Annotated in this window: 22 protein-coding genes; 3 read left to right on the forward strand and 19 right to left on the reverse strand. The window is 60.8% G+C overall.

Annotated features, from left to right (window positions below):
• The first annotated feature begins 27 nt into the window (after positions 1–27).
• Complete coding sequence (locus NK667_RS24710) at positions 28–996, forward strand: hypothetical protein (protein WP_054053289.1); 969 nt, start codon at positions 28–30, stop codon at positions 994–996.
• A gap of 232 nt (positions 997–1,228) precedes the next feature.
• On the opposite strand, the gene hldE is transcribed toward NK667_RS24710, so the two are convergent.
• The 4 genes from hldE to msbA all read right to left on the reverse strand — a co-directional run bounded on the left by hldE (position 1,229) and on the right by msbA (position 6,156).
• Positions 1,229–2,650 (reverse strand): bifunctional D-glycero-beta-D-manno-heptose-7-phosphate kinase/D-glycero-beta-D-manno-heptose 1-phosphate adenylyltransferase HldE, encoded by a 1,422-nt coding sequence (gene hldE / locus NK667_RS24715; RefSeq protein ID WP_054616414.1) that lies wholly within the window; start codon positions 2,648–2,650, stop codon positions 1,229–1,231.
• Between the two features lie 106 nt (positions 2,651–2,756).
• Entirely contained in the window at positions 2,757–3,365 is a 609-nt protein-coding gene (gene cysC, locus NK667_RS24720; protein WP_054053286.1) for an adenylyl-sulfate kinase, read from the reverse strand.
• Positions 3,358–4,062, reverse strand: coding sequence for a sulfotransferase family 2 domain-containing protein (locus NK667_RS24725; protein WP_054053284.1), 705 nt, complete (start codon positions 4,060–4,062; stop codon positions 3,358–3,360). The genes cysC and NK667_RS24725 overlap by 8 nt, the downstream gene beginning before the upstream one ends.
• A 291-nt stretch (positions 4,063–4,353) precedes the next feature.
• A complete protein-coding gene (gene msbA, locus NK667_RS24730; protein ID WP_054053280.1) occupies positions 4,354–6,156 on the reverse strand; it encodes a lipid A export permease/ATP-binding protein MsbA in 1,803 nt (600 codons plus the stop codon).
• Positions 6,157–6,312: 156 nt separating this feature from the next.
• On the opposite strand from msbA, the gene NK667_RS24735 reads away from it, so the two are divergent.
• Together NK667_RS24735 and NK667_RS24740 are read left to right on the forward strand one after the other, a co-directional pair.
• Positions 6,313–8,178, forward strand: coding sequence for a bifunctional O-antigen ligase/aminoglycoside phosphotransferase family protein (locus tag NK667_RS24735; protein ID WP_054053278.1), 1,866 nt, complete (start codon positions 6,313–6,315; stop codon positions 8,176–8,178).
• Positions 8,178–9,395 (forward strand): acyltransferase family protein, encoded by a 1,218-nt coding sequence (locus NK667_RS24740; RefSeq protein ID WP_054053276.1) that lies wholly within the window; start codon positions 8,178–8,180, stop codon positions 9,393–9,395. Before NK667_RS24735 ends, NK667_RS24740 begins: the two co-directional genes overlap by 1 nt.
• Positions 9,396–9,420: 25 nt before the next feature.
• On the opposite strand, the gene NK667_RS24745 is transcribed toward NK667_RS24740, so the two are convergent.
• The 15 genes from NK667_RS24745 to waaF all read right to left on the reverse strand — a co-directional run bounded on the left by NK667_RS24745 (position 9,421) and on the right by waaF (position 25,398).
• The gene (locus NK667_RS24745) at positions 9,421–10,305 is read right to left on the reverse strand and encodes a glycosyltransferase (RefSeq protein WP_054053274.1); all 885 of its coding nucleotides are present in this window, start codon (positions 10,303–10,305) and stop codon (positions 9,421–9,423) included.
• On the reverse strand, positions 10,302–11,456 hold the full coding sequence (locus tag NK667_RS24750) for a glycosyltransferase family 4 protein (RefSeq protein WP_054053272.1): 1,155 nt from the start codon (positions 11,454–11,456) through the stop codon (positions 10,302–10,304). The genes NK667_RS24745 and NK667_RS24750 overlap by 4 nt, the downstream gene beginning before the upstream one ends.
• Positions 11,419–12,336 (reverse strand): DUF6625 family protein, encoded by a 918-nt coding sequence (locus NK667_RS24755; protein ID WP_054053270.1) that lies wholly within the window; start codon positions 12,334–12,336, stop codon positions 11,419–11,421. Before NK667_RS24755 ends, NK667_RS24750 begins: the two co-directional genes overlap by 38 nt.
• Before the next feature lie 59 nt (positions 12,337–12,395).
• Entirely contained in the window at positions 12,396–13,820 is a 1,425-nt protein-coding gene (locus NK667_RS24760) for a PIG-L deacetylase family protein (RefSeq protein ID WP_054616416.1), read from the reverse strand.
• 8 nt (positions 13,821–13,828) lie between these two features.
• Positions 13,829–14,725, reverse strand: a complete 897-nt coding sequence (locus tag NK667_RS24765; protein WP_054616417.1) for an antimicrobial resistance protein Mig-14 — start codon at positions 14,723–14,725, stop codon at positions 13,829–13,831.
• Positions 14,725–15,855: a glycosyltransferase gene (locus NK667_RS24770; protein ID WP_054616418.1), complete on the reverse strand. Its 1,131-nt coding sequence runs from the start codon at positions 15,853–15,855 to the stop codon at positions 14,725–14,727. Before NK667_RS24770 ends, NK667_RS24765 begins: the two co-directional genes overlap by 1 nt.
• Positions 15,839–17,596: a carbamoyltransferase family protein gene (locus NK667_RS24775; protein ID WP_054053263.1), complete on the reverse strand. Its 1,758-nt coding sequence runs from the start codon at positions 17,594–17,596 to the stop codon at positions 15,839–15,841. Before NK667_RS24775 ends, NK667_RS24770 begins: the two co-directional genes overlap by 17 nt.
• A gap of 291 nt (positions 17,597–17,887) precedes the next feature.
• Positions 17,888–18,220 (reverse strand): YceK/YidQ family lipoprotein, encoded by a 333-nt coding sequence (locus tag NK667_RS24780; protein ID WP_083471383.1) that lies wholly within the window; start codon positions 18,218–18,220, stop codon positions 17,888–17,890.
• A gap of 219 nt (positions 18,221–18,439) precedes the next feature.
• Positions 18,440–19,891: a lipopolysaccharide kinase InaA family protein gene (locus NK667_RS24785; protein ID WP_054616420.1), complete on the reverse strand. Its 1,452-nt coding sequence runs from the start codon at positions 19,889–19,891 to the stop codon at positions 18,440–18,442.
• Positions 19,891–20,643: a lipopolysaccharide kinase InaA family protein gene (locus NK667_RS24790; RefSeq protein ID WP_054616421.1), complete on the reverse strand. Its 753-nt coding sequence runs from the start codon at positions 20,641–20,643 to the stop codon at positions 19,891–19,893. Before NK667_RS24790 ends, NK667_RS24785 begins: the two co-directional genes overlap by 1 nt.
• A complete protein-coding gene (locus tag NK667_RS24795) occupies positions 20,640–21,374 on the reverse strand; it encodes a lipopolysaccharide kinase InaA family protein (RefSeq protein ID WP_054616422.1) in 735 nt (244 codons plus the stop codon). The genes NK667_RS24790 and NK667_RS24795 overlap by 4 nt, the downstream gene beginning before the upstream one ends.
• Entirely contained in the window at positions 21,374–22,180 is an 807-nt protein-coding gene (gene rfaP, locus NK667_RS24800) for a lipopolysaccharide core heptose(I) kinase RfaP (RefSeq protein ID WP_054053252.1), read from the reverse strand. The genes NK667_RS24795 and rfaP overlap by 1 nt, the downstream gene beginning before the upstream one ends.
• Entirely contained in the window at positions 22,180–23,301 is a 1,122-nt protein-coding gene (locus NK667_RS24805; RefSeq protein ID WP_054616423.1) for a glycosyltransferase family 4 protein, read from the reverse strand. The genes rfaP and NK667_RS24805 overlap by 1 nt, the downstream gene beginning before the upstream one ends.
• A complete protein-coding gene (gene waaC, locus NK667_RS24810; protein ID WP_054616424.1) occupies positions 23,301–24,362 on the reverse strand; it encodes a lipopolysaccharide heptosyltransferase I in 1,062 nt (353 codons plus the stop codon). Before waaC ends, NK667_RS24805 begins: the two co-directional genes overlap by 1 nt.
• A 1-nt stretch (position 24,363) precedes the next feature.
• A complete protein-coding gene (gene waaF / locus NK667_RS24815) occupies positions 24,364–25,398 on the reverse strand; it encodes a lipopolysaccharide heptosyltransferase II (protein ID WP_054616425.1) in 1,035 nt (344 codons plus the stop codon).
• Positions 25,399–25,549: the final 151 nt, after the last annotated feature.

The following is a 25,549-nucleotide window of genomic DNA, read 5'->3' on the forward strand; positions in this document are numbered from 1 at the left end:
CCCACGCGGCCTTAAGCAGGAGCCGACATGCCGCGTACGCTCATTAGAAAGAATCCGAGCAACTTCAAGACCCTGCCGTTGTACGTCGAAGCGACTCCCGAAGGCCTGAGTTATCAGAGCGTCGGGATGCCGCTCAACTTCTCCCAGACCCTGCAACGCCGTCGCCCGGTCGCCGTGGCTGACAGCGAACGGTTCGCCGTGGAACTGGCCAACTTGGGGGTTTCGGTGCGCCTGACCCTGCATTGGCAGAACCGCGATTATTGGGTGCTGGTGCGTCAGCGTCGGCAGGACCGTGGCGACGTGGTACTCAAGCTGATTTCCGGTTACGTGCCGGCCCATGAGTTGAACCTGCCGCTGCACACGGCGATCCAGGAGATTGCCGAAGAGTGCCTGCTGGAAACCCCGGAAGGCTGGCTCGGTGGGCGCTTCAACGACACCTGGCTGCCGGCGCCCTACTCGTCCGCCCTGCATTATCGCGAAGCCCTGCCGTTTCGCTTGTCGCCACTGTCCGGTTCGGCGCGGCCGGTGCGTTGCGCCAACATGCAGTTGATCGAACGGCCGCGAGCTTATGTGCATCTGCCGACCGCCTCCTTGCAACTGATCTACGACTTGCGCCTGGACGTGCCCAAGGAAGCCAAGTCCCTGAGTCTGTTTCATGTGGACGAACGCCTGGAAGGAGACCAGTTAGTGGCACGGCTGGATCGTAAACGGCCGGACTTGTACCTGATGCCACTGCAGGATGGCCAGCCGATGGCTGAGCTCTACACGCTGAAAAAAGATCAACTGTACCCGGCGAGCACGCGCGGGCTGTACCTGGCCGAGAGCTTTGCCCAACAGGAAGGCTGGCTGGTGCGCGATGAGCGGATTCGCTGGAAGGATTGGGTGCGGCAACAGGGGTTGGCGCCGCCGGGGAAGGACTCAGGGTTGGCGCGGTTGCGGGGGAAGGCGAAGCAGTTGTTGAAGAAAATCGTGCCGCGTAAAAAAGTCGGTTCTTAAAAGGAAAAGATCGCAGACTTCGGCAGCTCCTACAGGTGTACACATAACCCTGTAGAGCTGCCGAAGGCTGCGATCTTTTGACTTTGTGGCGAGGGAGCTTGCTCCCGCTCGGCTGCGAAGCAGTCGTAAACCGGCCAGATGCGATTAACCTGAATAACCGTGGTGTATGGTTCTAGGGCCGCTTCGCGCCCCAGCGGGAGCAAGCTCCCTCGCCACAGTGACCGCGTCGTTCTCAGTTATTACGGATCTTCTCGACAATCGCGGTCGTCGAGCTGTTTTCCACCAGCCCCAGCACTTTCACTGTCCCGCCGTAGGCCGAGACGATGTCCGCGCCGACCACCTGGTCGATCCCGTAATCCCCGCCCTTGACCAACACGTCCGGCTTGACCTCGCGCAGCAGGTTTTCCGGGGTGCCTTCAGCGAAGCTGATAACCCAATCCACCGCGCCCAGACCGGCCAGTACCGCCATGCGCCGGTCAACGCTGTTGATCGGACGACCCGGCCCTTTCAGGCGGCTCACCGAAGCATCGTCATTGACCGCGACGATCAGGCGATCACCCTGGGCCCGCGCCTGCTCGAGGTAGGTCACATGGCCAGCATGCAGAATGTCGAAGCAGCCGTTGGTGAAGACGATCCGCTCGTTGTGCGCACGGGCATCATCGACGGCCAGCAACAACTGCTCAAGGCCGAGCACACCGCGCTCGGAGCCTTCTTCACGCTGGATCGCGCGACGCAGTTCCGGTGCGCTGATGCACGCCGTACCGAGCTTGCCGACCACAATGCCCGCCGCCAGGTTGGCCAGGGCCACCGCGTGGGGCAGTTCTTCGCCAGCGGCAATCGCCGCCGCCAGGGTAGAAATCACCGTGTCACCGGCGCCGGTCACGTCGAACACTTCACGGGCGCGGGCCGGCAGGTGCAACGCCGGATGATCCGGGCGCAGCAAGGTCATGCCGTGCTCGCCACGGGTCACCAGCAAGGCGCCGAGGTCGAGGTCGTGCATCAGGGTCGCGCCCTTGCTCACGAGTTCGTGCTCATCGGCGCACCCGCCGACGATGGCCTCGAACTCGCTGAGGTTCGGGGTGATCAGGCTGGCACCACGGTAGATCGAGAAATCTTTGCCCTTCGGGTCAGCCAGCACCGGAATGCCACGGGCGCGGGCAGCCTGGATCAGCACCTGATGGTTTTTCAGTGCGCCTTTGCCGTAATCGGACAGCACCAGCACCTTGATGCCTTCGAGCAATTCGTCGACCTGCTCGCCCAGCGCCAGGGCGTCGGTGGCGAACGGTTCTTCGAAGTCGATACGCAGCAATTGCTGGTGACGGCTCATGACCCGCAACTTGACGATGGTCGGCTGGTGCGCAATGCGCTGGAACAACGCGCGCACACCGGCACCCTTGAGGCTATTGGCCAGGCTGTCGGCGGCTTCATCGTCGCCGGTCACGCCGACCAGCGAAGCCGGGGCGCCGAGGGCGGCGATGTTGAGCGCAACGTTGGCGGCACCGCCCGGGCGGTCCTCGATTTGCTCGACCTTGACCACCGGTACCGGCGCCTCAGGGGAAATCCGTGAGGTACCACCATGCCAGTAACGGTCGAGCATGACATCGCCGACCACCAAGACAGGGGCTTGATCGAATCGCGGCATGGACAACTTCATGGAGCAACCCACATACAAAATGAACAGGGGCGCGATATTAACACAGGGTTGGCGCAGGCTTGTGCGGCGGCTGCAACAGGATGAATTGACAGGGGTTTCTGATCATTTATTGAGCAAACAACGTCGCTAACCGAGCGCAGGCGTCCTCCAGATGCAGATTTTGAGTGTCGATCTCGCACTCGGCCTTCAGCGGCGCCTCATACGGGCTGTCGATACCGGTAAAGTCCTTGATCCGCCCCTGCAGGGCCGCCTGATACAAACCTTTGGGGTCCCGTTGCGCGCAAATCGAGAAAGGTGTGCTCACGTAAACCTCGATGAAATCGCCCTCGGCAAACAATCGCCGCGCCGCCTCACGCTCGGCGCGGAACGGCGAGATCGCCGCGACGATCACAATCAGCCCGGCATCGACCATCAACCGCGCGACCTCGGCCATGCGCCGAATGTTTTCCCGGCGACAATCAGCCCCCATGCCCAGGTCGCTGCACAGGCCATTACGCAGGTTGTCGCCATCAAGGATAAACGTGTGAAAGCCACGTTGATTGAGTTGCAGCTCCAGGGCATTTGCCAGCGTCGACTTTCCCGCCCCGGACAAACCGGTCAACCAGAGGCAGCGCGCACGCTGCGACTTGAGCGCGGCCCGGGCGTCGCTCGACAGCGCCAATCCGTAGGGGCGGATCGCCGGCATTGGCGTGGACATTGGTTGGGCGTTATTCATAACCGAGCATCTCGTAATCACGCTGATACACCCGGCGCACCAGCCGTCGGGTCCGCACGGAACAGAAATCGCGGGCCAGTCTAGGCAGGCGCTGCTGTGAGCCGTTGAGATAAGGCAACGTCACTGGATGTTTCAACTGCTCGCACACCAACTCGAAATCCCGCGCCAAGTGCTCTTGATAGCCGATGAAGTCCAGGGCCAGATGCCCTAGGGAGTCGGTGAGGAAATCCGACTGTGCGGCAAAATGCAGCTGGCGGCTGATCGTCTCCGGATGCAGCCAGCGCGCCACGAAGTCGTCGAAATCGCGGTACTGATTCACCAGTTTCTGCGCCGCGTGGTCACGCCGTCCCAACTCGTTCCCCCTCAGAAAAGCGTAAGCCGAGTAGGCCCTCTCCAGTGGATCGCGGACGAAAGCGAACTTGAAACTGGCGGCAAACTGTTCGGGAAACTGTTGCTCGTACCAGTACAACGGCAAGTGTCCGGGGCTCCAGTCGTCGAACAATGCCGCGCACACGCTGCTGCCGGCGCACTTGGGCACATGAATGAACAGGCACCCATGCTGTGCGAAGGACGTGGGGAATTGCAGATTGGCTGACATCGACTTGTTCACCACCTGACGGTCCACGACCGACAGGCGCCCCAGCAGGAAGGCTCGCTGCTGCTTGGGCAATAGTTTCCAGAGATATCGTTGCAACATTGCGGTACCCGCGCGAGGGGGATGGCCCCTTCGATTGAAGTCAAAAGTTCGTTCAGGAACCTTAACAAGCGCGGTGCGGAGTTTTATTCAGGTTTGGTCAAGAAGGGTAAGGATTCGGACACAAATCACCTGTGGCGAGGGAGCTTGCTCCCGCTGGGGCGCGAAGCGGCCCTGAGCCTGACTGCAGTTATTGATCTGAAAGAGCTGGTAAGCAGACTTAGGGCTGCTACGCAGCCCAGCGGGAGCAAGCTCCCTCGCCACAATAGGACCGGGAGCTAAAGCTTGCTTTGGTCAGGCGATGTCTTCAGCCGGGGCATCGAGGCCCATGGCGTTCAAGCGAGCGTAGTAACCGTTCTGCGCCAGCAGTTCGGCATGGGTGCCGCGCTCGACGATGCGGCCCTGATCCATGACCAGAATCAGGTCAGCCTTCTCGATGGTCGACAGCCGGTGGGCGATCACCAGGGTGGTCCGGCCTTTCATGACCTGGTCCAGCGCGGCCTGGATGTGCCGCTCCGATTCGGTATCAAGGGCCGAAGTGGCCTCATCGAGGATCAGCAATGGCGCGTTCTTCAACAAAGCCCGGGCAATCGCCAGACGCTGGCGCTGGCCACCGGACAGCAACACACCGTTCTCGCCGACCTGAGTGTCCAGGCCTTCCGGCAACTGCGCGATGAAGTCCATGGCGTAAGCGTCTTTCGCCGCTTTCTCGATGTCCTCACGGGGCGCGCCGGCCAGATCGCCATAGGCAATGTTGTTGGCCACGGTGTCGCTGAACAGCGTCACATGCTGGGTCACCTGGGCGATGTGCTTGCGCAGGTTCAGCAGCTTGTATTGTTCCACTTCAACGCCATCGATCAGGATCTCGCCCTTGTCGTGGTGATAGAAGCGTGGAATCAGGTTGGCCAGGGTCGATTTGCCACTGCCCGAGCGTCCTACCAGCGCCACCATTTGCCCCGGTTCGACCGAGAAGCTGATGTCGTTGAGCACCTGGCGATCGGTGTCCGGGTAGGTGAAGCTCAGGTTGCGCACGTCCAGGCGACCGCTGACCGAGTCGCGCTCGACGGTGCCGTTATCGACTTCCGGCTCGACGTCCAGCTGCTCGAAAATGCTTTCGGCACCGGCCACGCCTTTCTGGATGGTCGAGCTGACTTCCGACAACTGACGGATCGGCTTGGGCAGCAGGCCGGCCAAGGTGATGTAGGCAATCATGTCGCCGGCAGAAGCATCACCGCGCAGGTACAGAACCAGGAACATCAGCACCGCCATGGCGCTGTAGATCACCAGTTGCAGCAGCGGCGTGTAGATCGCGCCGGTGCGGGTCATGCGCAGTTGCTTGTCGGTGTTGCCCTGGCTTGCCGCCAGGAAACGATTTTGCTCGTAGACTTCGCCGCCGAAACTGCGAACCACGCGATAGCCCTGGATCGTTTCCGAGGACACGTGGGTCACATCGCCCATGGCCGTCTGGATTTTCTTGCTCTGCTTGCGGAATTTCTTGCTGGCGGTGCGCACCATGACGGCGATCAGCGGCAGAATCGCGACCATCACCAGCGTCAGGCGCCAGTTCATGATCAGCAGCGAGCCAAACAGGAAGATCACTGTCATGCCTTCACGGATTACGACCTTGATCGCATCTGTGGCCGCCCCGGTGACCATGGTCACGTTGAAGGTGATACGCGAAATCAGATGACCCGAGTTATGCTTGTCGAAGTAACGGTTCGGCAAGACCAGCAGGTTGTTGAACAGTTGCACTCGCAGGTCGTGGACCAGCCCGAGGGAAACCTTGGCCAGGAAGTAGTTACCCAGGTAAGAACCCAACCCCTGCCACGCCGCGATCAGGATGATCAGCAACGGCACCGCCTGCAGCAGCTGCAGGTCGCGCAGGTAAGGCACCGTCGGAAACAGCACGGCCTCTGGATTGGACAGGCCGTCGACGAAGTACTTGAGGATGTAGCCGAGCATTGGCTGCGTCGAAGCGAAAATCAGAAAACCGACAATGCTGATCAGGAAAAGACTGATGTACGGCCGGACATAGCCGAGCAGACGGAAGTAGATTTTCAAGCTCGATGGGCTTGCGGAGAGACTGGAGTCGGTCATATCACGCGAATGTCGATAAAAAGGACGCTGACTTTAGCACAGCTTCTTCAGGGTTCTGGCAAACGCATAAAGGCTGTTATTGTTAGGCACTGCATTCAGCATCAAATAGCCATCACACCGAAATGGCCGATCAACTTCAGGATTGAATCTCTCAGCATGCAACTCAGCGGTTTCAACAATACGTCCAATCGAATCTTCGATTTCATTTGCCTGTGGATTCTTCCACTGGGCTATCTCTTGCTCCTGTGTGCGCTGTTCTTTCTGCCTGGACGCAGCCTTCACCACAAACTGTTTTATGGTCTCTTCAGCATTCCATCGCTGATCGCCCTGTGCCTGCGCCCGCGCGAACTCAAGGAGTTGATACGCGAACCGGTGTTTATTGCACTGCTGATATTCGCCGCCTGGGCCTTGCTGAGTCTGTGCTGGGGACCGTCGGATAACCAAAGCATTCCCGGCCAGTTCAAGCCAGCACTGCATACGCTGCTGTTATTTGCCGGCTCCTACCTGCTGGTGCGCCACCGCAGCGAGATCATCCAGCCGTTGCTGTTCAGTGCCGCGATCGTCGGGCTGATCGCTTCGGTCTACAACCTCTACATGTTTGCGCATATCTACGAGCCCGGCATGCGGCTGATTGGTGCCGGCGCGTTTGACAATCCGTTGCTCAGCTCGCATATCTTCGGTTTCTTCTGTGCCTACTGGCTAAGCCTGAGCATGACGTGCAAGCGTCGCCAGGTGCTCTGGCTCAGCCTTCCGGCCATGGCGGTCATGTTCATTGCGGTGATCGCCACGGGTTCCCGGACCCCACTGGTTGCCCTGACGCTGGCCGCGCTCTGGCTGTGCTTCATCTGTTGGAATCGCCGCTCGGTCGTATTGCTCGCAGCGCTGGCCGTCAGCGGGTTAGGGATCGGTGTGCTGTTTTCGCGGATGCTCATTGAGCGAGGCGATTCCTTCCGCCTCGAAATCTGGCAAATGGTCCTGCAACGAATCGCTGAACACCCCTGGATTGGCCATGGCTACAACGCCAGCCTGGCACTCGACCCCGGCGTCGGCTACAACCTGCAGGAGCCCCATAGCTTTGTGCTTGGCGTGCTCTATTACGTCGGTATTTTCGGCTTGTTACCCTGGTTGTTCTTTCAGGCCTGGGGCTTGCTGAGCAGCTGGCGCTATCGTGTCCAGCCACTGTTTATTATCGCTTCGACCTGGTTGATATTCGGCATCGGCGCCGGTCTGACCGAGGGTGGCGGGATCATTTCGCGCCCTAAAGAGCACTGGTTCCTGTTGTGGATTCCCCTGGCGCTGATCGCCGCGCTAAGCATCAACCAGCGCGCCAGACGCCTGCTGACCCTACCGGTCAAAACGCTGAAGCCGGCGGCTTTCGAGCAGATGACCGCCAATGCTCAAATGATCGAAGAAGACGGGCTGGGACCGAAAGTCCTGCGCCTGGCCGATGGCAGTTTCCTCAAGCTGTTCCGCCGTCGTCGCTGGTACACCTCAGGCAGTTTCAACCCCTACTCCGAACGCTTTGCGGTTAACAGCGAGCAACTGCGCACCCTGGGCATTCCAACACCGCTGACCTTGGGCCTTTTCCGCCTTAAAGACGGCAGCAGTGCGGTGCATTACTCGCCTTTACCCGGCAACACCCTGCGTCAGGTTCTACAAGGGATCACCGCGCCAGCGGTGCGTCAGGCACTGGTCGAGCGTTTCGGCAAGTTCATGGCGCAGCTACATGAGCAAGGCGTGTACTTCCGCTCCCTGCACCTGGGTAACGTACTGGTGCTGGAGGACGGCGAGTTCGGCCTGATCGATCTGGCCGATATGCGCATCTACCCGTCCTCGTTAAGTCTGTCCCTGCGTCAGCGTAATCTACGTCACATGCAACGCTACACCGAGGATCGGCGCTGGTTGTTCGAAGATCACTTCGAAGCGCTGCTCCAGGGATACGCCGTGACAGCGTCTAAATCCGCCGTAAGCAACCTGCACAAGCAAGTGCTGGCCGCCAGCCTCCCGGCCCGAGCTCACTGATGAACGAAACCAACCCCCTCATTGCGCTGGCAGCCTATCTGCTGGCCATCGTAACCGCCGCACTGCTGTTGCGTGCCGTTCCGAAAATCGCCCGGCACCTGCAACATTCCGGTGAAAGTCGCTACGCGAGCATCGACGGCCTGCGTGGCTACCTGGCGTTTGGTGTGTTCGTGCACCACTCGATCATTACCTGGATCTTTTTACGCACCGGCATCATTGATTTCCCACCGAGCAACTTCTATTCGCAGCTCGGCCAGGGCAGCGTTGCGCTGTTTTTCATGATCACCGGTTTTCTGTTCTGGAGCCGATTGCTCGCACAAGGGCGCAACCACGACTGGCTGGCCTTTGCCATATCCCGGCTGTTTCGCCTCTACCCGTTGTATTTGCCATTGATGGTGATCGTGTTCGTCTCGGTCTTCTATCTGCAAAATTGGGAGCTGAAAGATTCCGGCGTCCGGCTTGCCGGTCAGATCCTGGCCTGGCTGACCTTCGACCGACCGGACGTCAACCAGTACCACCAGACCGGCATGCTGATCTCCAACGTCACCTGGACCCTGGGTTACGAAGTGTTTTTCTACTTGGCATTGCCGCTGGCCGGCATGGTGTTCATCTATCGCGGCAACTGGCTGCAAGTGGTGTTGTGCCTGATCGGTATTTACGCCCTGTACCAGGTCGTCGGCTGGGAACACTCACTGAAGAAACACTTCCTGGCCAGCTTCCTGGGGGGGATCGGTGCCGCCTACTGGGTTCGCCGGCCGCAACTGGTAGCCTGGAGTCAGACGCGCCTGGCCGGCATCATCGCGTTGATCGCGCTGGCAATTGCCTTCACCGCCTACAGCCGTGCCTTCAGCCTGATGCCGTTGCTGCTGCTGTCGGTGTTTTTTGTGATCGTGGCATCCGGGCACACGCTATTCGGCGCCCTGAAACCACGCAGCATCCGCTGGCTCGGCGAAATCAGCTACAGCACCTACCTGCTGCATGGTTTCCTGATCTGGGCGATGGTGCAGCGCCTGCCGCATATATTGCCCATCGATACCCGTGAAACCTGGGTCTTCCTGCCGATGATGGCGCTGTGCGCTTGCCTGCTGATCATCATCAGCAGCCTGACCTTCCTGTACATCGAGAAGCCAGGCATCAACGCCGGCAAGAAAGTCTTGCAGTGGCTGCGCCAAGGCCGCGAGGCCGACAAGCGCCTGGGGGAAAAGATCGCCCGCTAGCCGCGAGCGATCCACCCGGCCGGTATCAGTCTTTTTCCAGCGGCGAGAAGTACAGCCGCCCCAGACCACGCCAGGTCTTCTTGTTCCAGGCCTTGAAAGGGATCTGCGCCAGCAGCTCCCGCGCCAGCGTGCGGTCGCGGTTGGCGGTTTTGAGGAACATCGAGCTCAAGAACTTGTAGCGCACCTCGTCGTACAGCGGGTGATCGCTGAACAGCGCGTAGGAACGCAGGATGTTGTCGATCATGAAGCGGTGGTTCTTGTAAGAGTTAGTGGCGTGCTTGCGATAGCGCGCCATCAGCACATTCAGGCCATCAATGAAATAACCGGCACGGGTCACCTTCAGCTCGATCAGCAAGTCCTCCAGACGAATGTTCGGATCGAACCCGCCCACCTTGTCCAGCGCCTCGCGGCGGATCATCAGGGTCGGCGCCGGCGGGTAAGGCTTGCGCTCCAGAAACATGTCATCGAAGTCCAGGCGACGGAACGGCACGTCCCGGCGCTGGCGCTTCTCCGGGTACAGATTGCCGTCGGCGTCGATCAGCTCGATATTGCCGGCGCAAATCCCGACCTCGGGCTTGCCGTCCATGTACGCCACCTGAGTGGCGATGCGCTCCGGCAACATAATGTCATCGGAACCGAACGGCACAATCAGGCTGCCCTTAGAGCGAGCGATCGCGCCGTTGAGCGTGTTGGTCAGCCCCTGGTTTTCCTGCACCCGGAAGTCGAAGCCGTGCTGCGCCTGCAACGCCTTGATGCGCTCGACACTGTCGTCCTTGGAGCCGTCATCGACCACCAGCAACTCGATGTTCGAGTAGGTCTGGTTGATAACACTGAGGATGCTTTCCTCGATGTAGGGAGCGTGGTTGTACGACGCAATGATGACGGTGACGATCGGTTGCGCGTCGCTCATTTTGGTTCCTTGCGGGCCTGTTCCAGGCCGGAGTCGATCAGGTTCAGGTATTCCTGACGGAACACCTCGATGTCATGTTCTTTCTGCAGATAACGGAATGCCTGTTCGCCTTTCGCCTTGAGTTCGTCATCCGACAGGGCGAGGTAGTTATCCAGCGCCGCGACCAGGCTCGGCACATCCTTTGGCGTAATCGCCAGCCCGCCGGCTCCCTCGATCAGCGGCAGCATGGCCGGCACGTTCGAGGCGATCACCGGCAGATGCCCGCTCATGCCTTCGAGCAGCGCCAGGCCCAGGCCTTCGGCCAGCGACGGCATGGTCCAGACGTCAAATGCGCGAATGTACTGCAAGGCAATTTCCCTGAACCCCAACAGGTGCGCACGACCGGTCAGGCCCAGGCGTTCGATCTCCGCCGCCAGTTTCGACTCTTCGCGGCCAGCGCCAATGATCGCCAGTTGGGTGTTCGGGTATTTGTCCTTGAGTGCGGCAAACGCCTGCAACAGGTAGGTGTGACCCTTGACCGGCACCAGCCGGCCCAATGCGCCGATCAACCGCACCGACGGATCAATGCCCAGCATTTCACGGGCGCGCTCGCGGCTGTGCTGCAAGCCCTCGGCCTGTTCAATGTCGATGGCGTTGGTAATCGCGTAGGTGTTCTGGTCGGTAAAGCCGCAGTCGCAGTCCAGCAGGTATTGTTTGACCGCTGGCGAGACACCGACGAAGCGCCAGTGACGATCGATCAGGCGCTGGGTCTGGCGGCGTCGGTAAAACCGGTCGTACTCGCCGAAGCCGTGGGAGATGCCGATGCACAGCGGCACTTTCAGCCAGCGGTTGAGCGTCAGCATCATGTTCACGGGCTTGAAGCGGTTGCAGATCACCACGTCGAATTTTTCAGCGCGGCAGAATTTGAACAACTGCCACATGGCACGCAGGCGCATGCCTTTGAGGGATTTGTCGGAAAACTCGAAATACACCGAACGGTCGGCACGGCTCACTGCCTCGCCAGGTCCTGGCTTGCCACGCAGGAACGCGGCAGTCACCTCATAGCGATCGCTGGGCAGCGCCTTGACGATCTGCTCTGCCAGGTCGGCAAAATCATGGGCTTTGACGTTGTAGTCAGGCTGCAGTTGCAGAACCTTTGACCGTTGACTCATAACTCTCCCCGTGGAAACCAGTCGCATCGATGACCCAGACCGGTTCGGCGACGATGCGCCTGACCTCGGCTGGATCGGGTGGGGGCAACCGTGACCACTCGTTGCGCTTCCAGCAAACGAAGTGGAAATACGGAAACCGGCGATCGCCATCGCGATCATTGCTCAAACAGCCATCGCGCCAATACCAGTGGCGCGGAAAATCGTCTGTGCCGTCATGCCACTTGATGCAGCCACCCGGCGTGCTGAATGCCTCGGTGAACTCGCTGCGGCGACGCCACGGATTGAGCTTGCCCACCAGGGTGAACAAAGGCTCGGGAAAATTCTTGCGCCAGAGGAAGATGCGGCTGAATGCCCCCTCGTCCAGCGCGTGATGTTCCTGATCGGTAAAACGCTTTTGCCAGCCCCTGATCTGCATGAACAACTCACGCTTGCGCGCGGTGTTGCGCATCAGGCAAAGGTGCCCTGCGACCCGCCGTTCATGGGTGGAAAACAGGTCATAAGCGGCCAGCCGATCCGGGGTGAAATAACTTCGCAGGTCACCATACACCAGATCAATATCGCCGAATGCCCAGAAATCATAGCCTTGCAGGCGGTCAGCGTGAATGTGTCCCAGCGCCGGTTTGATGTCGCACAGCTTGTAAGCCGCACCGGGCGCGAAATCGATGTTCAGGCGCCGGGACACCAGCGCGCAGTAATCGCTGAAGCTCATGCTCTCGACGGTGACATTCGGCGGCAGGTTCGCGGGAATCCCGCAGTCACTGAACAACAACCAGTCGATATCCGGATTACGCCGGCAACTCTCCAGAAAGAACGGCATCCAGAACGGCCATTGGCCGAAATACGGAATCAGAAAAAGAATACGCGGGCTCGGACTCATCACAGAAACTTCACTGCGGCAGGTTAATTTGCCGCCATGCTAAACCGGGTCATGCTTCATTTTTACTGCGCAGATGTATCGTTATGCTTCAAAACCCACAACAATTCATGGCGCCTGACGGCCTTGCGAAAGAACTCGTTCTCGCCATACGTCGGCGCAGCCCGTCTAGCCAGCAGGCGTTGTATCCAGCGGCGCAATCGGCGCTTGAACGGCATCGGCGGTTGCAGGTCATGCATCATGCCCAAGGCCATCGCCTTGTCCCGCTGTTGCTCGATGGACATCGGCAGGCAGCACGGCTGCATCGCCAGGGTCGAATCGAACGCCGGGGGCAACGTGATGCCATCGCCCTCGTTGCCCATCGGCCAGCGATCGTTGTCGTGCAGGTGATTGGCGTAGCCGAGCAGTGTCGGCTGCCAGTCCAGGCCTTTGAGCGCTTCGAGGACCGCTTCCTGAGCACAGATATGATCGGGGTGCGGATCGAGGGTCGGGTGCGGCAGCACGATCACCTCCGGCCGTGCTCGCAGCAGCACTTCGCGAAGGTCGGCCAGCAGGTTGTTCCAGGTCGGTGCGCCGTCGACATCACCGGGCAACGTGAACGGGTTCAACTGGCGAAACAGGCGGGTGTCGCCCAACTCGGCTTCTCGCGAGCCCATCGGCTGGGAAGGCGCCGCTTTCATCGCCGCCAGTTGCATGCAGAAATAGCCCAGTTGCACGCAATGCGCCTCAGGCACACCGGCCCAACGCGGCACGGCGATGCTGTCCCAGGCGCGCAACCGGCCCTTGAGCCGCGCAGCCTCGGCCTTGTTCAGGCCCATCCGCTGATAGTGCTCGGCTTCGATTTCGCCGGCGGTCAGGGTGACGATCCAGGCTTCACTGGCCTGGCTGTATAAACCGTAGGCAGCCAATTCGGCATCGTCAGCGTGGGGCGCGATCACCATGACCCGCTGGCGGTGGTAATCCGGTTGTTCGAAAGCCCAAAGCACCGGCTCGCCGAACACCTTGCAGAAGCGCCCGCGCAAGCGCAGTTGCCCTTGGGATAGAACGTGCACCTGACCGCTGAGGTTCAGGTAACGCAAGCCATTGACGCCACGCTCGAAGGTTTGCCGATCCGGGTGATTGCCACCCTCCAGCTCCACCACCGGGTCGAAAAAGCGCCCCAGCCAGGTACTTTTTACCCGCAGCGCGAGTACCAGCGTCGCGTCATCGACCAGCATCACCCCTTCGTCCAGCCGCAGATGCTCGCCCACCAAGTGAACCTTGGGCTGCTGGGTGTAGGGCGGGAAGCTGTACTGGTAATCGTCGCCGGGCGAATAGAACAAATGGTCGGCGAACCACGCTTCGTGAGCAATCCAGCCCAGCACCGCTAGTACCAACGGCAGCCACCAGGCCACCAGCATGCCGACGACAATCAACAGCGCCAGCGCGATCAGCAGGCCGATGCGCTTGGTGCGACGGTGACGCTTGAGCAGTTGCTGTTTGCGGCTCATGGATTGGCTCATACGGTGAAGACCGGCACAGGATTGCACCAGCGGTCCTTGTATTCACGGTCGGCCCGACCGAAGGAGAACCGCAAGGGTTTATCCAGGGCTCGGGCGTGTTCCCAGGCGCTTTGAGTGTTGAGGAAACTCAGCACGCTGCCAGGGCTGAACTCGCGGGTTTCAGGATCGACGCCGCCATTGATGTATTCGACGCTGATCCACTGCGGCGCTTCGACGCGGTACACCAGTTGAATCGCGATCGGCGCATCATTGAGGAAGATCACCGAGCCGATCAGCAGCTCGCGCAGCAACTCGATCACTTCACCCATGCGCGCCGCACCGGTGGCCGGAAAGCCCCAGCGGCGCTGGAACAGGTCGCAGTAGATCGCCGCCAGCTCGCTGCTGGAAAACTCGCTGACCGGCCGCACCACCCCGCCCGCCTCTTCCAGCAAACGCAGTTCGCGGCGCTGGTTGTAGCGAAACTTCTTCGACAGTTCTTCGGGCGTGCGGGCCATGGCCAGTTGCTCGGTCTGCAACTTGATGCCGGCGAAACGACCTTCGTTCAGGGCAGACAGATAACGCCCACGATGCCGCAAAGGTGCCTGGGCATCGGCGGCGGCCGGCAAGATCAGCTCGGCATTGCCGAGGTCGAACAGGCCTTTTTTACCGCTGCGCTTGAGCACGTCCTTGGACAGTGCGAGGTCGCGGCCCCAGGTCGGGATCGCGGCTTTGACTTCGCCGTTTTGCTCCCAGGCCAGGTAACGCACCGGGATGTCCGCCAGCGCTGCCAGCCGTTCGACGACCATTGGATGAGTCGCGACGCTGCCGCCAAAACGCTGCCAGGCATCGGCATACGTCGAGGCGTCGACAGACGCCCAGCCACGTTCGCGCCAGCCTTGAAATCGGTTGAGCATCAGCCCCTCTGTGCCAGTTCGGTAACGTGTGGCAAATGCCAGAAAGTGTCGCGCACCGCGCGGTCGCTGAAGCGCTCACGCAAGCGGTCGAGCATCAGCTCGGCGCACTGGCGACGTTGCTGCTCGTCCATCGCGGCCAAATGCTGCAGCCCTTGCGCCAGGTGTTCGGCATCGCCCAGCGGGAACAGAATACCGACGCCTTCGACCACTTCCTTCGCCCCGCCGCAGGCAGTCGCCAGCAACGGCACGCCGGCAGCCATGGCTTCAAGTAGCACCATGCCGAAGGGTTCGTAATCGGAGCTCAGGGCAAACACATCGAAAGCACGGAAGTAGCGCCGGGCTTCCGGCACCTGGCCGAGGAACAGCACGCGGTCACCGATCCCGAGTTCACGGGCCAGATCCTTGAGGCTTTGCTCCAGACGACCGGAACCGAGAATCACCAGTTGGCTATTGCCCGGCAACCCCGGCAACGCTGCGGCAAAACCGTGCAGCAACGTGGTCTGATCCTTGTCCGGATGCAGCCGCCCGACGTTGCCGACCACCCAGGCATCCGCCGCCAGACCGAGGGTTTCCCGGGCTTCGCGAGCCGACACTTGAGTGACCTGCAAACCCTGCACATCGATACGGTTGTAGAGCGTCTGAATCCGCGCCGCCGGCCATTTTGGCAAGCACTTGCGCATGTCATCGCGCACCGCATCGGACACGCCGAGCAGGCTTAAACGCTTGCGGAAAATGTGCGCGAACAGTTTGCGCGTGCCGCGTTTGTAATCATCAAACGCGTGGTGCACGCCAATCACCGGCAACGACGTGCCGAGCAAGGCGATGTAAATCGGCTTGAAGCGATGGGCAATGCAGAAACTGAAGTTGCGCGAAGCGGCGATCTTGCGCAGATCGCCGATGGCGCCCAGCTTCAGGCCACGAATGGCCTTGGAGCTGTATTCCATGAACAGCACTTCGTCGGAAGCGCAGCCTGCGGCGACTTCGGCATCGGCGGCCCCGGTCAGAAAGACCGTGGTCACTCGATAACCAGTCCCCGCAAACAGGCTGGCGTACTGCCGGGCGCAGTCCAGGAACGGCCCGTCATAGCCGTGACAGAACTGCAGCACATGGCGCTCAGCCGAGCGTGTCATAAGCGTCCGCGCCTTCTTTGACCACCAGAATGTCTTCCATGATCAGGTATTGCAGGTCGGAGCCGAAGAACATGTTCAGGGCGTCGGTCGGCGAGCAAATCATCGGCTCGCCACGACGGTTGAGCGAAGTGTTCAGCGACACGCCGTTGCCGGTCAGTACTTCCAGCGCTTTCATCATGTCGTAGTAGCGCGGGTTGTATTCGCGCTTGAGCACCTGGGCCCGGGACGTGCCGTCTTCGTGGACGACTTCCGGCACACGGGTTTTCCACTCTTCAGCCACTTCAAAGGTGAAGGTCATGAAGGGTGCCGGGTGATCGACCTTGATCATCTGCGGGGCCACGGTGTCGAGCATCGACGGGCAGAAAGGCCTCCAGCGCTCGCGGAACTTGATCTGGTGGTTGATGCGGTCAGCTACGCCGGTCGCACTCGGGCAACCGATGATCGAACGACCGCCCAAGGCACGCGGACCGAACTCCATGCGCCCCTGGAACCAGGCCACCGGATTACCGTCGACCATGATCTTGGCGATGTTTTCCGGCATGTTCTCAAGCTTGCGCCAGGTCGGCTTGCTCGGGTGACGGGCGCATGCGGCGATCACGTCTTCGTTGCTGTAGGACGGGCCGAGGTAGACGTGCTCCATCTTCTCGACCGGTACGCCACGGGCGTGCGACACATAGGCTGCTGCGCCCACTGCGGTGCCGGCATCGCCGGACGCAGGCTGGACGAACAGTTCCTTGACGTCGTCGCGGGCAATGATTTTCTGGTTCAGCTTGACGTTCAACGCACAGCCGCCGGCGAAGGCCAGCTTGCCGGTTTCCTTGAGCACGTCGCCCAGGTAGTGGTCGATCATCTGCAGCGAGATCTTTTCGAACAGCGCTTGCATGCTGGCGGCGTAGTGGATGTACGGCTCGTCGGCGATGTCGCCTTCGCGCTTCGGACCCAGCCACTCGATCAGCTTCGGCGAGAAGTAGAAGCCTTTGCCCTTCTCTTTGTAGCGACGCAGGCCGATGACGTTGGCGTAGTCGGTGTTGATCACCAGCTCGCCGTTTTCAAACGAGGCCAGGCGCGAGAAATCGTATTTGGTCGCATCGCCGTACGGCGCCATGCCCATGACCTTGAACTCGCCGTCGAGCATCTCGAAACCGAGGAACTCGGTGATCGCGCCGTACAGGCCGCCGAGGGAGTCAGGATCGAAGAATTCCTTGATCTTGTGGATCTTGCCGTTCTCGCCGTAACCGAAGAAGGTCGTGGCGTACTCACCCTTGCCGTCGATCCCGAGGATCGCGGTTTTCTCTTTGAAACCGGAGCAGTGGTAAGCGCTGGAGGCGTGGGCCAAGTGGTGCTCGACCGGCTCGATCTTGATTTTCTTCGGATCAAAACCCAGTTGCTCAAGGCAGAACACGATCTTGTTGCGATAGCGCTTGTAGCGACGGTTGCCCATCAGGATCGCGTCGAGGGCGCGGTCCGGGGCGTACCAGTAACGCTTGGCATAGTGCCAGCGCGCTTTACCGAACAGGCTGATCGGGGCGAACGGGATCGCAACTACGTCAACGTCGGACGGCTTGATGCCTGCCTGTTCGAGGCAGAACTTCGCCGATTCGTAGGGCATGCGGTTCTTTGCATGTTTATCGCGTACGAAGCGCTCTTCCTCAGCCGCCGCGACCAGCTTGCCGTCGATGTACAAGGCTGCGGAAGGATCATGGCTAAGGGCGCCGGACAGGCCAAGAATCGTCAATGCCACAGGGGTCTAGCCTCTTTAGTCTGCATTCAGGCGACAAGCGCCTCAAAAATTAATGTGCCCTCGCAAGGGGCGAGAGACAGCTAAAGGGCGGGATTATAGCTTAAAAGCGACGGCAAGCCTCTAGCGGGAAGTCGCGGGGTCGCTCGTTGACAGTCGAAGGACCTCGACATAGGCTTTGTTGCAAATGGACTGGGAGATCCCGGTCGGCGTTTTAGCCTCGGTGAGTTCATCGGGGCTTTTCGCTTTCTGAGCCTGGCAAATCTTTATATCCCAGTTTTCGCCCCCGCCTTGTTACCCACGCCCTGCCCGCCAATAAATGCCGATATTGCCGTCCACGCCTTGCCGATAGATCGTATACGGCAAGACCACCGTGTCCAGCACGCCCGACAGGCCCAAATCGAGCAATACCAGCGGCACCAGGAATCCGGTGGGGTCGGGGGGTGCGTTCAATACGCAGAAGTCGTAGGCCAGGCCGCTGTAGATGCGGGGGATGGACTGGCAGTAGGTTTTTTGTTTGCGCAGGCCGCGGGCGGCGTCGGCGTCGTCTTGCAGGACGGTGACGGCGGTGCCGCAGCCGGATAGGGACAGTGAACAAGCACCCAGCAGCATGGCGATTTTTTTCATCTGAATTTGCCTTTCGGGATCGTCAGGCAAACTAGCATCGGGGTGGTTCAGGGCACAGTTCATGGGGTCTGTGGATTGTGTAGGACGGTTCTTAAGAACTTGTCCTCCGATGACCGACCGGGGGATTTTCGCTAAATGTAAGGGCCTCTTCGCGAGCAAGCCCGCTCCCACAGGGGAATGCATTCCAAATGTGGGAGCGGGCTTGCTCGCGAAGGCGATTCAGGCAGCGCTGGAGATGTCTTTTGGCAAACGCTGATCGATCACCTGATACAGCGCGCTGCTCTCAGGCCAGTTACGCATAAACCGCGCCCGATCCCGCGCATACGCTGGGGCAAAGCTGCCCACGGAGCCGTGCTGACACATGGAATCAAGGTCAATCAGTGCCCAGCGATCCTGCTGCCAGAACAGGTTGTGACCCTTGAAATCGCCATGGCTGATCCGCTCGCGAATCAGTTCGGCGAACAGGTTATCCAGCGCCAGCAACTCAGCCTCCGGCGCTTCACCGCTCTCAACGTACGGCGCAAACCGCTCGATGATGTCCGGCCCCGCCAAGTACTCGGTCACCAGATAAGCCCGGCTGCGCAACCACAGGAAGCGCTTTTCCAGCACGGCCAGCGGCTTGGGTGTGGCAATCCCCAGGAACGCCAGGCGATTGCCTTCTCGCCAGGAATGCCAGGCCCGGCTTGGGCGCCAGAAGCGCTTCAGCCAATGGGCAAAGCCCTTGATGTTGTAGCGCTTGATCACCAGCGGGCGCCCCGCCACTTCGACCTTGCCGACGCTCGCCGCGCCGCCGGTCTTGTACAGGTGGCCCCGGTCGAGCAAGGCATCGGCCTGCTCCAGCACCGGCAACATCGCCGTTTCTTCCTCACGACGAATCGCCTGCAAACCGAACGCCCCGCGCTGGACACTGAACAGCGTGCATTCACGGCCGCACTTGATCAGGAAGTCCCTCAAGCGCCAGCGGCGAACCTTGTCGATCTGCTTCTGCAAGGCTTCCATCGGCAAGGCGTGCTCGCCGTTGCTCAACAGGTAGTACACCAGCAATTCTTCGGTGAACGGCTCCAGCGACTTGGGCAACTGGGCGAAAAACACCCCGAGGTTTTCCAGGACTTTCTGGCGTGACAACGGCTGACCAGGAGTTTCGGCACAGACGCCGCCGCCATCGATCAAGTACAACCGACCGCGCTGGCGCAGGAGATTGTCCAGATGCAGATCTTCCTGCCACAAACCTTTGCGATGCATTTGGCCGATGGCGCCCAACGCCTCGGCCAGCACCGCGCCTTGCATATCCGCCAGCACCGGCAAGTGTTCGACCTGTTTCCAGGTGTCGCCCAGGCTCTCGGCGCCTTCGATGAAATCGAACAGCAGCCAACCGCCCTCGCCGTCCTTCAAACCATCCGCCAACAGTTGCGGCGTGGTCAGGCCCTGATCGGCGAGGAGGCGTACGCCATCGCGCTCGCGCTGAAAGTGGCGTGCGGCTTTGCTGCCGACCAACAACTTGGCCAGCACCGGTCGGCCACGCCAGACACCAGCACCGACATAACGCTGCCCCGGCAATACGCGCAAAAGCGTTAACAGTTGCAAGTCAGCAGGTCCGGCGGCATCCGCCAGTGGAATGCTCAGCGGCAGGCTCGGGCTGCGACCGGCGTTTTTCAGTTCGGACAAACGCATCAACGCGTCTCCTTGTGGCTGCGCCGCGCGGTCAGTCGCGAAACCCAGTTGTCCACCAGCGAACTGTCTTTGGACTGATCCACATAACTCGCCAACAACTCGCGCAATTGGCCTTCGTCCCACTCCGGCGCCCGGCGCACCAACGGCTCCAGATCCTTGATCCGGTCACGCTGGCCGAACAGCAAGGGTCGGGTTTTTTCCAGGTCGATCAACTGCGCCTGGTAACCATCGCCGGTGGCTCGCAGGAAAATGTGTTTGGGGTAAAAGCAACCGTGGACCTGACGCACGCCGTGCAGGTGCCGCGCCAGTTGTCCACAAGCGTGCAGGATCGCCGAATGCTGCGCTTCGCTCAGCTCCGACCAACGCTGCAACAGCGAATCCAGGTCGTCCCAGCCATCCAGCGCACGGGTCAGCAGAATCGCGCGGACTTCGCCATCGACCTTACGCTCACCGAAGAACGCCGCTTGCAGCGCCGGGATGCCCATCTTTTGATAGCGCGTGATGTTGCGAAACTCGCGGGCAAAACTCGGCTCGCCGAACGGCGCATGAAAGGTGCGCGTCAGGTAGTTGCTCTGGCGCTTGAGGTAAAAGCCCTGACCTTCCAGGTCCAGCCGAAACACGCTGCTCCAGCCACCGCGCGCGGTGTTGGGTTCATCCACCGCATCGAGCTGCTTGGCCCACAGGGCGTCGAAGGTGCCGAGGCCGTGACGCTCAAGCAGCGCACGGTCTTCAGCGGCCAGAAAATCAGTCATTCGCGTCCCTCGAAAAATCTCACCACGTGCCGAATACGCTTCTTGTCGGCGGCATTCAGGCGTTCACGCCCACGGTATTGCAGGTAGAAGCGCAGGCGCTGAGTCGCCGACAGGTGATACTTGGCCACCTTGTCGAGGCAGGCCAGGTCCTTGGTGATCCGGTACTTGAGCCAGAAGCCGCGCCAGAAATCGCCGTTGGGGCAATCGATCAGGAACAGCTTGTCGTCATCGTCGATCAGCAGGTTGCGCCACTTCAAATCGTTATGGGTGAAGCGATTGTCGTGCATGGTCCGGGTGTAGCCCGCCAGTTGCCGACTGATGTTATCGACCCAGGCGCGGTCCGCCAGTTTCGGGTCGTGCCGGTCAGCCAGGGCAGACAGGTCTTCGGTATTCGGCAACTCACGGGTGATCATCGCCCCACGGTCATACGCCGCGCCGCGACGCTCCAGGCCCCAGGCCACCACTTCGGCGGTCGGGATGCCCCACTTGGCGAAACGCTTGAGGTTTTGCCACTCGGCTTTCACCCGTGGCTTGCCCAGATAACGGCGCAGGCCTTTGCCGGCGCCGACGTAACGTTTGACGTAGTAGTTGACGCCGTTGCGCTTGACCCGGATGACCTCGGACAACGGGTCGCGGGTCAGGCGCTCGCCCTGTAGGGCAAACACTGCCTCCAGACTGCCGAAGTCTTCGGCGAGATCACTGTAGGCAGGTTCGAGTTTCCAACCCGGCATCAGAGCGCATCCCCGTATCGCTGTTTACGGTCGTAGAGCTTGTTGGCCTTGCCTTCGAGCCACGAGAGCAGCGCCGCTTCCTCGGCCAGGATCTGGCGCAACGGCTGCTGGAAGTAGCCCTTGAGGAAACGCAGTTTGTCGCGCTGGGTCAGGCCGATGTCCAGGGCCGAAAAGTACAGCGCAGCCAGATCCTTGTTGCGCCAGCGTTGGGTAATCGCCGGGCGGGTCTGGGCGCGGTGCAGGTCGATCACCGAGAGCTTGAAGTCTCCAGCCGTCACCGGTTTATCGGTGTGCAGCAGAAAGTGGCAGATGTAGCAGTCGCGGTGGTTGACCCCGGCGCGGTGCATCATGCCGGTCATGCGCGCGACTTCGGCGATCAGCGCTCGTTTGAGTTTCGGCTCTGGCGGGTTCTTGACCCAGTCGATGCTGAAATCTTCGAGGCTGACAGTCGGCGCCAGTTCTTCGGTGACGATGAACGAATGCTGGTCCGCCGGGTTGCTGCCCTTCTCACCGTAAGCCACGGCGGTCATGGTCGGTACGCCGACATCTTGCAGGCGCTGAATGGCCTTCCACTCCTGGCCCGCGCCGAGCACCGGCAGCTTGGCGGTGAGCAGGTTCTTGAAGATCTCGCCCCAGCCGATGCCACGGTGAATCTTCACGAAAAACCCGTTGCCGTTCACTTCGGTGCGCAAGGTCCGGCGCGCTTCGAGCTCGCGGTATACCTCGCCCTGCAAGCCCTCGACTTCGGCGAACGGGTCGCGTCCGGCCCAGAGGCTTTTGAACGGTTCAGCCAGCATCAACTTCATTAAGCGTGCTCCGCCAGAATCACATCGGCCGCGTGTTGCGGCATGCTGTAGAGGTCGGCCGTCTCGGCGAAGGCCAGACCGTTGCGGCTCCAGGCCGCCCGTGCTTGAGCGTCATTCAACATGCCGGTCAGGTATTGCGTGAGCTGCGCCTGATCGAACGGTTCGTCCAGCACCAGGCCAGCGTCGGCCTCGGCGATGTAATGGGCGTAACCACACACCGCGCTCACCAGCACCGGCAACCCGGCAACCAGCGCTTCAAGCAGCACCGTGCCGGTGTTTTCGTTGTAGGCCGGGTGGATCAACAGGTCGGCGCCCAACAGGAAACGCGGGATATCGCTGCGGCCCTTGAGGAACGTCACGTTATCGCCGAGCCCCAGCGTGGCGCTCTGCATCTGGAATAATTTGGGGTCGTCCTGGCCAATTACAAATAGCCGGGTGCGTTTTTTCAGTTCCGACGGCAGCGCCGCCAGCGACTTGAGGCTGCGATCCACGCCCTTGGTCTTGAACCCGGAGCCGATCTGCACCAGCAGCAAATCGTCATCCTTGAGGTTGAACTCGCGGCGGAACTCGGCGCGAATCTCGGACGCGTTCGCGGGTGCGCGACGGTCCTGGGAAATGCCCGGTGGCAGCAAATGGAAGCGTTCCAGCGGCGTGTCGTAATGCTTGATGAACAACGGCTGCTGGACTTCGGAAATCATCAGCACTTCGGTCTTGGCGTCCTTCGCGAACACCGCTCGCTCGTACTCAGCGAAGTGCCGGTAGCGGCCCCAGCGCCGGTACAGCGAGTTGCGCAGGTTCTGCGCCTTGTCTTCGAAGCAACCGTCGGCGGCGTAGTAGACGTCCAGGCCCGGCATCTTGTTGAAGCCGATCAGGCGATCCACCGGACGCTTGGCCAGGTCGGCCTCCATCCACTCGGTGAGTTTTTCGTTGCGCCGATGATTGAAGAACGCCTTGACCGGCGCCACCAGCACTTCGAAACCCGGCGGCACATCGCCTTCCCAGATCAACGTGTAGACGCGGATCGTGTGACCGCGCTGCTGACACTCCAGGGCGATGCGCATGAAATCGCGCTGCAAACCGCCAAACGGGAAATATTTATAAAGGACAAAAGCCAATTGCATCAGCGCAGCTCCTCAGCCAGTAACAACGTGCTCAGTCGGCTGGCGACACGCTGGGGATTCAGACGCGTGAAGCACAGGGGCCACTCGCGTTTCAGGTCAAACTGACGGGCGTCTTCGGCCGTCGGTTGATAGGTGCATTTCTTTTGCAGGCAAGGCGCGCAGGGGAAGTCGCTGGCGATATGAATCTGCGCCTTGCCGTAGGCGCCGGTCAGGCCCGGATTGGTCGGGCCGAACAGCGACAGCGTCGGCACATCCAGCGCGGCGGCCAGATGACCGAGACCGGTGTCCACCGCTACGCACGCCTGGGCGCCGGCCAAGACTTTACCGACGCCGGCCAGATTCAGTTTCGGCAGCACTTCGACATGCCGGAACCCGGCGGCGATGCGCTCGGCCCGGGCCTTCTCTATCGGGTTGCCCCACGGCAGTTTTACCGCCACGCCGAGGTGCCCGACGCGCTCGGCCAGTTCACGCCAGTAAGCTTCGGGCCAGTGCTTGGTGTCCCACGTGGTGCCGTGCAGGAACAGTACGTAAGGATTCTTGCGCGGCAACTCGACCAGACGCTCGACGCTCAGGCCGTAGTCGCCCAAGCCTTTGGGCAAGTCATAGCCCAAAGCCAACGCAAACAACTGGCGCACGCGCTCGACCGCATGCTGACCACGACCGACCGCGAGGCGCCGGGAATAGAATCGTGCAGCCATCGGTTCGCGCGCCGAATCTTTATCCAGACCGGCCACCGGGGCCTTGACGTAGCGCGTCAGCCAGGCGCTTTTCAGCAGGCCCTGAGCGTCGATCACCAAGTCGTATTTAGTGGCGCGAACGCTTTGTTTGAAGCGCTTCCACTCGCCACTTTTAATCGTCTGCCAGATGTTTTTGCGCCAGCGACGGATCGCCACCGGAATCACCTTGCCCACGGCCGGGTGCCAGGTCGGAATCTCGGCAAAGCCTTCTTCCACCACCCAGTCGAACGTGATGCCGGGGATCGCCCGCGCCGCGTCGGTCAACGCCGGCAACGCATGAATCACGTCGCCCAGCGAAGAAGTCTTGATCAACAGTACCCGCAAACTAATTGACCTCGACCACAGTGCCCAGCAACCGCTGCAAGGCTTCATTCACAGGTTGCGGCTCCAACTGGCGCAGGCAGTTGTAATGGCCGAAGCGGCAGGTACGATCAAAGCAAGGGCTGCAATCGAGGCCCAGGCGCACGATCTCGACGTGCTCGGCCAGCGGCGGGGTGAAGCCCGGCGAGGTCGAGCCGTAGACGGCGACCAGCGGACGGTTCAGCGCCGCAGCAACGTGCATCAGGCCGGAATCGTTGGAGACCACCGCGTCGGCGCAGGACATCAGGTCGATGGCCTCAGCCAAGGAGGTGCCGCCGCTGAGGTTCACCGATTCTTCGCGTAAACCGGGAATCAGCCGTGCGCGGATGTCTTCGCCGACCGCGTGATCGTTTTTCGAACCGAACAGCCAAACCTGCCAGCCTTCGCGGATCTTCGCTTCGGCGACCTTGGCGTAGTGCTCGGACGGCCAGCGCTTGGACTCGCCGAATTCGGCGCCAGGGCAAAGGGCCAACACCGGGCGATCCAGGGCCAGGCCGAACTTGGCCAGCGCCGCTTCGCGGGTGACCGGGTCGATTTGCAGGCTCGGGCGTGGATAAGGTTGCGGCAGATCGGCGCCCGACTCATAGGCCAGGGCCATGAAGCGTTCGATCATCAGCGGGTAACGCTCTTTATCCAGCGTACGCACGTCGTTGAGCAGACCGTAGCGGAATTCGCCACGCCAGCCCGTGCGTTTCGGGATGCCGGCGAAGAACGGCACCAGCGCCGACTTCAGGGAATTGGGCAGCAGGATCGCCTGGTCGTACTGGCCGGCCAGGGATTTGCCGATGCGCCGACGCGTCGCCAATTCGAGGGCACCGTGGCCGAGCGGAAAGCTCAAGGCCTGACGCACTTCGGGCATACGCTCAAGGATCGGCCGGCTCCACTCGGGGGCCAGGACGTCGATTTCGCATTGCGGGTGGCGTTGCTTGAGACACTGAAACAGTGTCTGCGCCATCACCATGTCACCGACCCAACTGGGCCCAACGATCAGAATTTTCATGTGGTTTCCAAAAACGAACCGGGGAGGCATACGCCTCCCCGCCTCGAGAATCACTGTGGGAGCATGGCGGCTTGCGATGGGTCATCACCTTCAACATTGCTGTCGACTGTCACTCCGCTATCGCGAGCACGTCGAAACGTCGAACCGCCGC

The sequence above is a fragment of the Pseudomonas nunensis genome (assembly GCF_024296925.1).
Lineage (GTDB): Bacteria > Pseudomonadota > Gammaproteobacteria > Pseudomonadales > Pseudomonadaceae > Aquipseudomonas > Aquipseudomonas nunensis.